Annotated in this window: 10 protein-coding genes and 2 pseudogenes; 3 read left to right on the top strand and 9 right to left on the bottom strand. The window is 29.6% G+C overall.

Annotated elements, in window-relative coordinates; all coding sequences use genetic code 11:
- Positions 1 to 13: 13 nt before the first annotated feature.
- A pseudogene (locus HMPREF2897_RS11195) lies at positions 14 to 304 on the bottom strand (IS5/IS1182 family transposase); the annotation flags it as partial.
- A 417-nt stretch (positions 305 to 721) separates the two neighbouring features.
- Complete coding sequence (locus HMPREF2897_RS11190) at positions 722 to 1,258, bottom strand: thermonuclease NucI (RefSeq protein ID WP_002474894.1); 537 nt, start codon at positions 1,256 to 1,258, stop codon at positions 722 to 724.
- A gap of 164 nt (positions 1,259 to 1,422) precedes the next feature.
- On the opposite strand from HMPREF2897_RS11190, the gene HMPREF2897_RS11185 reads away from it, so the two are divergent.
- Positions 1,423 to 1,611: a membrane protein gene (locus HMPREF2897_RS11185; protein WP_001829458.1), complete on the top strand. Its 189-nt coding sequence runs from the start codon at positions 1,423 to 1,425 to the stop codon at positions 1,609 to 1,611.
- A 166-nt stretch (positions 1,612 to 1,777) separates the two neighbouring features.
- Here the strand turns inward: HMPREF2897_RS11185 and HMPREF2897_RS11180 are convergent, their stop codons facing one another.
- The 6 genes from HMPREF2897_RS11180 to HMPREF2897_RS11155 form a co-directional block, all read right to left on the bottom strand.
- Entirely contained in the window at positions 1,778 to 2,380 is a 603-nt protein-coding gene (locus tag HMPREF2897_RS11180) for a response regulator transcription factor (protein WP_002474890.1), read from the bottom strand.
- Positions 2,377 to 3,471, bottom strand: coding sequence for a sensor histidine kinase (locus HMPREF2897_RS11175; protein ID WP_070593268.1), 1,095 nt, complete (start codon positions 3,469 to 3,471; stop codon positions 2,377 to 2,379). The genes HMPREF2897_RS11180 and HMPREF2897_RS11175 overlap by 4 nt, the downstream gene beginning before the upstream one ends.
- Positions 3,471 to 4,202: an ABC transporter permease gene (locus HMPREF2897_RS11170; protein WP_070593266.1), complete on the bottom strand. Its 732-nt coding sequence runs from the start codon at positions 4,200 to 4,202 to the stop codon at positions 3,471 to 3,473. The genes HMPREF2897_RS11175 and HMPREF2897_RS11170 overlap by 1 nt, the downstream gene beginning before the upstream one ends.
- A complete protein-coding gene (locus HMPREF2897_RS11165; RefSeq protein ID WP_070593261.1) occupies positions 4,199 to 5,074 on the bottom strand; it encodes an ABC transporter ATP-binding protein in 876 nt (291 codons plus the stop codon). Before HMPREF2897_RS11165 ends, HMPREF2897_RS11170 begins: the two co-directional genes overlap by 4 nt.
- 180 nt (positions 5,075 to 5,254) lie before the next feature.
- Complete coding sequence (cls, locus tag HMPREF2897_RS11160; protein ID WP_070593259.1) at positions 5,255 to 6,727, bottom strand: cardiolipin synthase; 1,473 nt, start codon at positions 6,725 to 6,727, stop codon at positions 5,255 to 5,257.
- A 57-nt stretch (positions 6,728 to 6,784) separates the two neighbouring features.
- Positions 6,785 to 6,982: a hypothetical protein gene (locus tag HMPREF2897_RS11155; RefSeq protein ID WP_002458409.1), complete on the bottom strand. Its 198-nt coding sequence runs from the start codon at positions 6,980 to 6,982 to the stop codon at positions 6,785 to 6,787.
- A 313-nt stretch (positions 6,983 to 7,295) separates the two neighbouring features.
- Here HMPREF2897_RS11155 and HMPREF2897_RS11150 point away from each other — a divergent pair, with 313 nt between their 5' ends.
- Positions 7,296 to 8,321 (top strand): threonine aldolase family protein, encoded by a 1,026-nt coding sequence (locus HMPREF2897_RS11150; protein ID WP_002500833.1) that lies wholly within the window; start codon positions 7,296 to 7,298, stop codon positions 8,319 to 8,321.
- Between the two features lie 63 nt (positions 8,322 to 8,384).
- Positions 8,385 to 9,068: an Ltp family lipoprotein gene (locus HMPREF2897_RS11145; protein WP_070593257.1), complete on the top strand. Its 684-nt coding sequence runs from the start codon at positions 8,385 to 8,387 to the stop codon at positions 9,066 to 9,068.
- 46 nt (positions 9,069 to 9,114) lie between these two features.
- Here HMPREF2897_RS11145 and HMPREF2897_RS13195 read toward each other — a convergent pair.
- Positions 9,115 to 9,321: pseudogene (locus HMPREF2897_RS13195) on the bottom strand (IS5/IS1182 family transposase); the annotation flags it as partial.

Below are 9,321 nucleotides of genomic sequence, written 5' to 3'. Positions count from 1 at the left end.
TATATAATTCCCACTAATTGGGGTCAGTCCATATTGAAATAATATAGAAATTGTCTTTTTTTATTATTTTTTTGATTATTTTTAGCTCGTTGAGCTGTTACTTTTCTTATATTAAGTGCCATTAGCACAAATCCTAGTTCTCTTTTGACTTTAGTTACGTTTCGAACCGACATACAAATAAAACTCAAAATAACTTTCGTAAATCCATCAACAAGTTTCGCATCAAATTTCTTTAACTGCAAACGTTTCTTCTAATAAGAAATCTCATCCCAATTTGAATTTTAAGATAGCTTAAATTGTAATTTTACATTTCAACTTATTAAATTATCTATTATCAACAATGTTGTCATATATATTTTTAATTTTAACGTTTTAATACGATTCAGTAGTCATAGCACACATTTATATGACAACACTTATAGCAATTATTTCATGAATAAATAAACTTAATTATAAACCGTATCAGTTTACATTAGAAATCTTTTTAAAACATAATGTTTTTCACTAGACTAAGAAGTAGATATCCTAATTTCTACTTTATTGAAACACTAATCAGAAACGTAGTTGAAATCTACTAATTATCACTCTTTTTTTATTCTAATCTCTTTAGCTAGAATAAGAAAACGTTGCAAAACAAAATGGTTCAACTGAGTTTCTACTTATTGATATAACAAATGAATTTTTATATTTTCACTCAATATCAGACTCTAAATTATCGCTACTAGCTCCAAATATTTAAATTTCTCTTTTTTGCCTCTTCTTGAGCGTTTACGAAGGTATCCCTATATTTTCCGTTTGGAGAAAAATACTTTTCTCTGGCTAGACCTTTTTTCACCAATGATTCGTTAAACATATCTCCATTTTTTAACCATACGTACGCCAAAGTACGACCATACCTATCAGTTTTTTCTTTATCATATTCTAAATAAACATTTTGATGCGTGAGATACTTCTTCGTATAATTAGATGCTTGTTTACCATAGGGTTGAACTGGCGTATTAGGCTTAACAGTCTCTGGCGTATCTACACCAATTAATCTGACTTTAATTTCCTCTCCATTTTTTTGAGCAACAAATGTATCACCATCTACAACTCGTTTCACATATACTTTGTCTTTACCATTTAAATTAGATTTTTCTGATTGATGTTGAGATTCTGAACCACTAAACGGTCCAGAATGGTTTACAAACTGAAAAATAATAACAAGTATTCCTATCATCGCTACTACAAAAAGCGATGACATTTTCTTAGATTTCAATAATGTCACCTTATTTCACTTAATATCCCGATTAATACTAAAGAAAATTTGATCCAACGTCAAATGATTTCATACTATTACAAGTAATCAAATTTATATAATTACAATCTCGCTTTCCAAATTATAAGAGCATGATATAATACATGATGTTAGGAGTGAAAGAAATGGATACGTCTAATGAAAATAAAATAACAATCATTGCCGTCATAGTAGCAATAATTGTTGGTGTCGTACTACAAATTGTCTTTAAACTACCCTTAATCGTGAGTTTAGTGGGGTCAGTATTTTTAGGTATGTTCGTTGGTTTTATCGTCTACCTAATTCAATCATTTCGTCGTAAAAAAAAGAATTAAAATAGGATAATATTTAGTATATATAGTTTAAAATTAAACATCATGCACTCAGTAACTTTGTCTCACTACAAAGTTTTATTTATCAAAACTTTATAGTAATGATAATTGTTAGATTGATTTAATTTTATAGAGTCTGCCTCAATTATGAATGGTGGACTCTTATTAATTAAATCCAACCCTTTTCATTTGCTTTTTTCCATGCCTCGAAACGATGATCTGAATTCATTTTGTCTATAATAGTACTAGTATAGTTACGCACGGTCCCGTTTGATAAATACAATTTGTTAGCAATCTCTTTGCTACTTAATCCATTGCCTATTTCTCTTAAAACAACTTGTTCTTTATGAGTTAATGGATTCGATTCAGTAAACAATGACGTCATGAGCGAAGGGCTATATTCCTTCTCACCCTTTGTCACTTTATAAATAGTTTTAATTAAATCATCAATTGAACGCTCTTTTAGTACATAAGCATCAACATCATTTGCTACGGCTTTTTCAAAATAACCTGGACGTTTAAATGTAGTCACTATGATTATTCTTGTATTGAGTTGTTTTTTTCTTACATAAGATAAGATTTCCAAGCCTGTTATACCCGGAATTTCAATATCTAAAATGGCTACATTGGGTTCATTATTTTCAATAAACTCGAGTGCTTCTACACCATTTTCAAAATCTTTTAGTACATTCATTTCTTCATGCATTTCTATCAGTTGTACCATAGCTTTTCTTAACATCAATTGATCCTCAGTTATGACAAGCGATATCATAATAAATCACCTCTAGGTATTTCAACAATAATAAGTGTTCCATTATTTGATTGTACAATTAATTTACCATTTAAATAATCTACACGTTTTTTAATACTTTTCAAATTTGAAGCATTCTCATTTTCTATTCCCACACCATTATCTTTAATTTTTAAAATGATTTGATGCTCATGTACCTCCAATTCACCTTTTACTTCAGTCGCATGTGCATGTTTAATAACATTATTAATTGCTTCTCTAAAAATCATAGATAATATTGATTGTTTCGCTGGGTTTAATGATTTAGCCGCACTTTTATTGTTAAATTTAAAATCTAGATTAGCATTTTGCAATAAGTTTTCCAATGATGAAATTTCATCTTCAAAAGATTGTATCTTCAAATCATCAATAATGAGTCTAACTTTATTTAAGGTTTCTGTTGAAAGTTGATTTATTGCCTGCATTTCATTTTTTGCTTTTTCTGGATAAGTATCTATGAGTTTAACAGCTAATTCAGACTTCAAAGTAAGACTAGCAAATACATGTCCTAATGTATCATGAAGATCTTGACTTATTCTATTACGCTCTTGTTGAGCTATTAATACATTAATATACTTATTCTTTTCATCAAGTTTAGCTTTCATAATTCGTTCGTCTCTATTTTTAAAATTACCTACAGCAACAATTAATATAACCAAATAAAATGCACTTAATGGAACCAAAAATGTTGGATTAAATATATAAGTTAGTATTAAGCAACTTATCATAGCTATTAAAAAGGTTATAAATTCTTTTGATACAACACGAACATTAAAAATAAAAGGTAAGGCGAATGCACTATAGAAGAAAAACAAACTATTCATAGGATTGACACTATAGACAAAATAAAAGATTCCTAAATAATGAATAACCAGTAATGAATATAAAATACTATCACTAAGGTGTTTATAAAATAAAATCATCGTCACATAGCTGATTATAAAAATAGTACAAACAATTAAATAAGTGAATAAGTTACCACGTTTGTCAACAAATATAGCTAAAATCGGAAATATTAAATATATTAAAGTACTTAATTCCCCTATTCTCGCTCCCCAACTTCTTGATTCCATTAGGATACATCTCCTTTCTTATTCATGAATAAAGCAATACTCAAAAAGATTATACTATAGACTATGAGATAGCCAATCGCTTCTATATTCACCACTTTATCTTGCGCTAAATCTATAGCAAGTAGCTTTAAATTATATGTTGGCATGTTTTTAGAAATCGACTGAAGCCAATCAGGAAACGTGTATACTGGAAACCATAGACCTCCTAATATAGCTAGTGTAATATTTAGTAAATTGGCAAAACTACTTGCTTTTTGAATATCTTTGAGTTGAGCGATAATCAATCCTAAAGTCAAAAATAAACTAACCCCAATCCATAAAGTTAATGCAGAGAATATCCATTGAAAAACAGTCATGTGAACATCTTTGTAAAAATGAGCAACTGAAAAAATAATAATAATTGCTATTAAAAACTGACACATTGTCTTACTAATTTTAACTAAATAATATTGAAATGATGATAATGGGGTCACCATTAACCGTTTATACCAACCTTGATTTCGCTCTTCAATCAAATCTAATGGAAATGACAATAGACAAAAGTTCATTAAACTAAATACTGTCATACTATACATATACTCTTTATAAAACTTAGGTTTTGCTTCTTCTGGCATGTCCAATATAGAAGTAAATAATAAATAAAACACGACAGGTAGTAATATGGAAATAACTAAATACAATTTCTTTCTAAATATAATCTTTAATTCTATTTTAAAATATGTTGATATCACTGGTAATTCCCTCCTTTAGACATATCATTAGAAAACATAACTTCTAATAAAGACTTTTTAAGAATTTCAATCTTATTGAAATTGACATGATATTGTTTCAATAATTGTAAAACATCACTCACATCAGTAGTTTTTATCTCATATCTATTTTTTATTAATTTAATTTCGTATTTATGTTTCAGTTGATTGATAAGTTCTTGATGTTTGCATGGAATTCGAATTACAGAATAACTTTGATTCCTTTTTATATTTTCTGGTGCATCATCTAATTGAATTTTCCCTTTATCTAACATCATTACTTGATCAGCCATTCTTTCAACTTCTTCAATGTAATGAGAAGTATATAGTATCGTAGTATTATTCATTTTTAATTTTTCTATAACATTCCAAAAATGTTGACGCATTTCTACATCCATACCTGACGTAGGCTCATCTAAAATTAACAGTTCAGGTTTACCCACCAATGCTAAAGCAAAATCTAAAATCCTCTGCTGTCCGCCTGATAAATTACATGCAAACTGATCCATTTGACGGTCACTAAATTGTGTGATTTCTTTAAACTGATGAAAAGAAATAAACGTTTGATAAAAGGATTGATATAAATGTAATAATTCGCAAACCTTTATGTATTTAGGAAACTCTGTTTTTTGAAAAAGAATACCCATCTTATGTTTATTTAACAAATTTGATTTATCAGCGATTTGACCACTATCATAGTGATTATTTCCAACGATAATATCAATTAACGTTGACTTACCTGCTCCATTTTTACCTATTAATGCCGTACAACAATTATTTTTTATATTAATACTTATATCTTCTAAAACTTTATGTTTCTTGAAAGATTTAGAAATATGTCGTAGTTCAATCACTATCGTCACACCCCTTGATTAATGTTACTTATAATTTAGCAAGTTTAAGTGAGTGATATTAGTACCGAATGTCATTAATTAACAATGACATTTGTCATATCGTGCATAAAAGTTTACATAATATATTTACTGTTTTTTAAAAAATACCCTCGTTCATTTAAACGAGGGTATTTTGAAATTTTATAAAATTGGAGATATTAATTTTGCTAGTCCTTCTTTAAATTTAATTGATAATGGGCGCTTGTTGTATTCTTCTTTTGTAAGTAATTTAGATTGCTCAATATCTTTTTCAAATGCTTGACGTAACTGTTTAGCAATATCTTCATCATATATAAATGCGTTCACTTCGAAATTCAGCTCAAAACTTCTAAAGTCCATGTTTGCACTACCAATTGAAGAAATTTCATCATCAATCATTAATATTTTAGAGTGAATAAATCCATTTTGATAAGTGTAAATATTAACTCCGCTATCTAATAAATCAGCTGCATTTGAAAATGTAGCCCAATAAACGAATGGATGGTCAGGTTTACACGGAATCATAAGGTTTACTTCAACACCACTATTAGCAGCCATTTTTAATGCATTAATGTATGATTGGTCTGGAATAAAGTAAGGGCTTTGTAGATAAATAGACTTTTTAGCACTCATTATCATTTTTGTATAACCATATTCTATTTGATGTAAATCAAATGCAGGTCCACTAGAAGCGATTTGAATAGCTGTGTTCCCTTTGTCCCCATTTTTTTTAGGGAAGTACTTTTGATCAAATTTAAATTGTGGACGATGCGACTGTGAATTCCAGTCTAAAATAAATCTTAATTGTAGTGCATCGATGCCTTCACCTTGAACACGTGTATGTGTGTCTCTCCAGTAACCTAACTTACCTAATCCTAAATAATCATCGCCAACATTGAAACCGCCAATGTAACCAATTTGTCCATCTATAATGATAATCTTTCTATGATTTCGATTATTCATTCTAAAATTGATTAAAGGTACTTTCGAAGGGAAAAATGCTTCAACTTCTCCACCTAATGCTCTGAAATGTTTAAATTTTGATAATCTAACCTTCTTAGAACCAACATCGTCATACAACAGTTTAACTTCTAAACCTTCTCTAAGTTTTGTTTCAAGTGCATCTAAGATTCTTTTACCTAATCCATCAAGTTCAAAGGTATAGTACTCTAGATGTATATAGTCTTGAGCATTGTAAATATCCTCAAGTACTTTTTCATAAAGCTTATGACCATCTGTAAATAAATAAATTTTATTATTTTCTGTTAAAAAGGCATCTTGTTTCATTAACAACATACGAATTAAATCACGGTGTTTTATGACTTGATCATTGATATAACCATAATTGTGTTTATCAAAACTGTCGATTTGGTCTTGAACTAAATCTTCAAATGCATGTAATTCATCACCGTTATTTTTTTCCATCTTTTTCTTGGAAACCGTTCGTCCTAAAAATAAATACAAAATAAATCCAATGACAGGAAGAACGAATAATACGAATAACCACGCCCATGTTGAACTGGCAGTACGTCGATCACGTTCAAGGAAAATGATGACAAATGCCAGTACTATATTAGTTATAAACCCAAGTACTAACAATATAGTTAAAATGGTGCCCAAAAATCCAAAATTCATTACTAAATACTCCTATTCAGTCTTTCACCAAGAAAATTTAGTTGCCGATTTACCGAACTATACTTCAGTTACCAATGTTAAAATAGCATTAAAGTCCTCGTCATTATGCGGAAATGCACGTTCTTCGATTTGTTTAATGGTAATGTTTAATAATTTATAACCATTACCCTCTTGAGACTTCAAAAACGAATTAACACTTTTCTCTAAGCTCTCCAGTGTTTCCTCAGTTAAAGTTTTAAATTTTATTTGTTGCATAAATCCCATACCCCTTTCATTATATTGATTAAATCATAGAACTTTTCATACAAAATATCAATTAATTTAGAGAAATTATCTTTTATAAATCAGACGTTCATTATCTTGAACAGAATATATTTTAATTTAAATGGTATTGATGTATAATAAATTACATTCGATTGAATATTCAGAATTTTCATTAGTTTAGATTCACATCAATGTCTTTATTGATCCTCTTTTAATTGATTGAAATCTTTTCTAATTGAGAGCTAATCAACACTTTTCATCGAATAAATTAATAAATATCGATTTAACATTGGAGGGAACGCTTGTGATTTCATTTGAAAATGATTACTTAGAAGGTGCACATGAAAAAGTTTTAAATCGATTAGTAGAGACAAATCGAATACAAGCTGCTGGATATGGCTTCGATGACTTTTCGGCACAAGCTGCAGATAAAATTAGACAACGTATTGACTGTCCAGATGCTACCATTCGATTTTTAGTAGGTGGTACGCAAACCAATCAAGTAGTTATTAACTCAATGCTTGATAGTTATGAAGGAGTTATATCCGCTGATACAGGACATGTGGCAGTCCATGAAGGTGGTGCTATAGAATTCAGTGGACATAAAGTTCTAACCATACCCTCCCAAGAAGGTAAAATTACTGCTCAAGATGTTGAGAATTATATAGAAACTTTTGAAAGTGATTTTAAAAAAGAACACATGGTGTATCCAGGGATGGTCTATATTTCACATCCAACCGAATACGGAACTTTATACACTAAAGAGGAATTACAATCTTTATCTAGAGTTTGCCGTAGACATCAGATTCCACTATTTATGGATGGTGCACGTTTAGGTTATGGCCTTATGAGCAATCACACTAATGTAACTATCGAAGATGTTGCAAAATACTGTGATGTGTTTTACATAGGCGGTACTAAGATTGGAGCACTTTGTGGTGAAGCAATCGTATTCACTAAACAAAATGAACCTAAAAACTTCACTACAATTATAAAACATCATGGTGCTTTATTAGCAAAAGGCCGTCTAACTGGTGTTCAATTTCTAGAATTATTCACTGATGATTTATATTTTGATATAAGTCGACATGCTATTGAAATGGCTGAAAAGGTAAAAAAAGGATTTATAGATAAAGGGTATCAAGTCTATTTTGATTCACCAACCAATCAACAATTTTTTATTTTAAGCAACGATAAAATTGAAGAACTAAAACAAAAGGTAAAATTCGCAGTTTGGGAGAAATATGATAATCAACATCGTGTAGTCCGCTTCGCAACAAGTTGGGCCACTACTGAAGAAAATGTTAATCAACTACTTGAACTAATATAAAATGAAGTTATAAAAAACAGTATCACTACAGGCATCTAAGAATATAGTCAGGAGGACTATGCTATGCAACAAGAACGACAATCGTGGTACCAAAAAACTTGGTTTATTATTCTTACATTGCTATTTATTTTTCCATTAGGTCTCTTTCTAATGTGGAGGTACGCGTATTGGAAAATTTGGTTGAAATTGGTTGTTTCATCAGTCTATACTATTGGTTTAGTTTTAACAGTTTTATTTCAAGTTAGTCTATTAAATGAAAACAAACCAAATCAAACAGAACATGCATCAACTATGAAAGAAAAGTCTGATATAAATAATGTAAAAACAACTAGAAATAAAAATATTGAAAAATCAATACACAAAGACAAACAAAACTCTGTGAACTTAAAGCAAAACACAAAAGATCAAAACAATAACGCAAATGATGAAGTAGCTTCTCCAACTAGCGAACAAAATGCAGCTATAGCACAAGCAAAATCATATGCAAATTCATTACCTATCTCTAAGAAAAGTTTATACAAACAATTAACTTCGGAATACGGAGAGAAATATCCGGCAGACGTAGCACAGTATGCTGTTGACCATATCAGTGTAGATTATAAAAAGAATGCATTGAGATTAGCAAAAAGTTACGTAAAAAATATAAACATTTCTAATCAAGCGTTATATGATCAACTCGTTTCAGAAAATGGAGAAGGATTTACTCCTGAAGAAGCACAATATGCAATGAATCATTTAGATAGGTAATCATTAAGAAAGAGTTTTAACATTAAAGAGTCCGGGGCATAAAGTTTTAGTATAAGTAACAAAAGACAATTTCTATTAAAATAATATAGAAATTGTCTTTTTTATAATTTTTTGATTATTTTCAGCTCGTTGAGCTGTTACTTTTTTTATATTAAGTGCCATTAGCACAAATCCTAGTTCTCTTTTGACTTTATTTATCCCTCGAACGGACATTCGAGGGAAACCCAAAATAGCCTTCATAAATCCAAAAACA

Source organism: Staphylococcus sp. HMSC065D05 (assembly GCF_001813195.1).
GTDB classification, from domain to species: Bacteria; Bacillota; Bacilli; order Staphylococcales; family Staphylococcaceae; genus Staphylococcus; species Staphylococcus epidermidis.
Note: the sequence above shows the minus strand (reverse complement) of the source record. Positions and strands in the feature narration are given on the sequence as shown.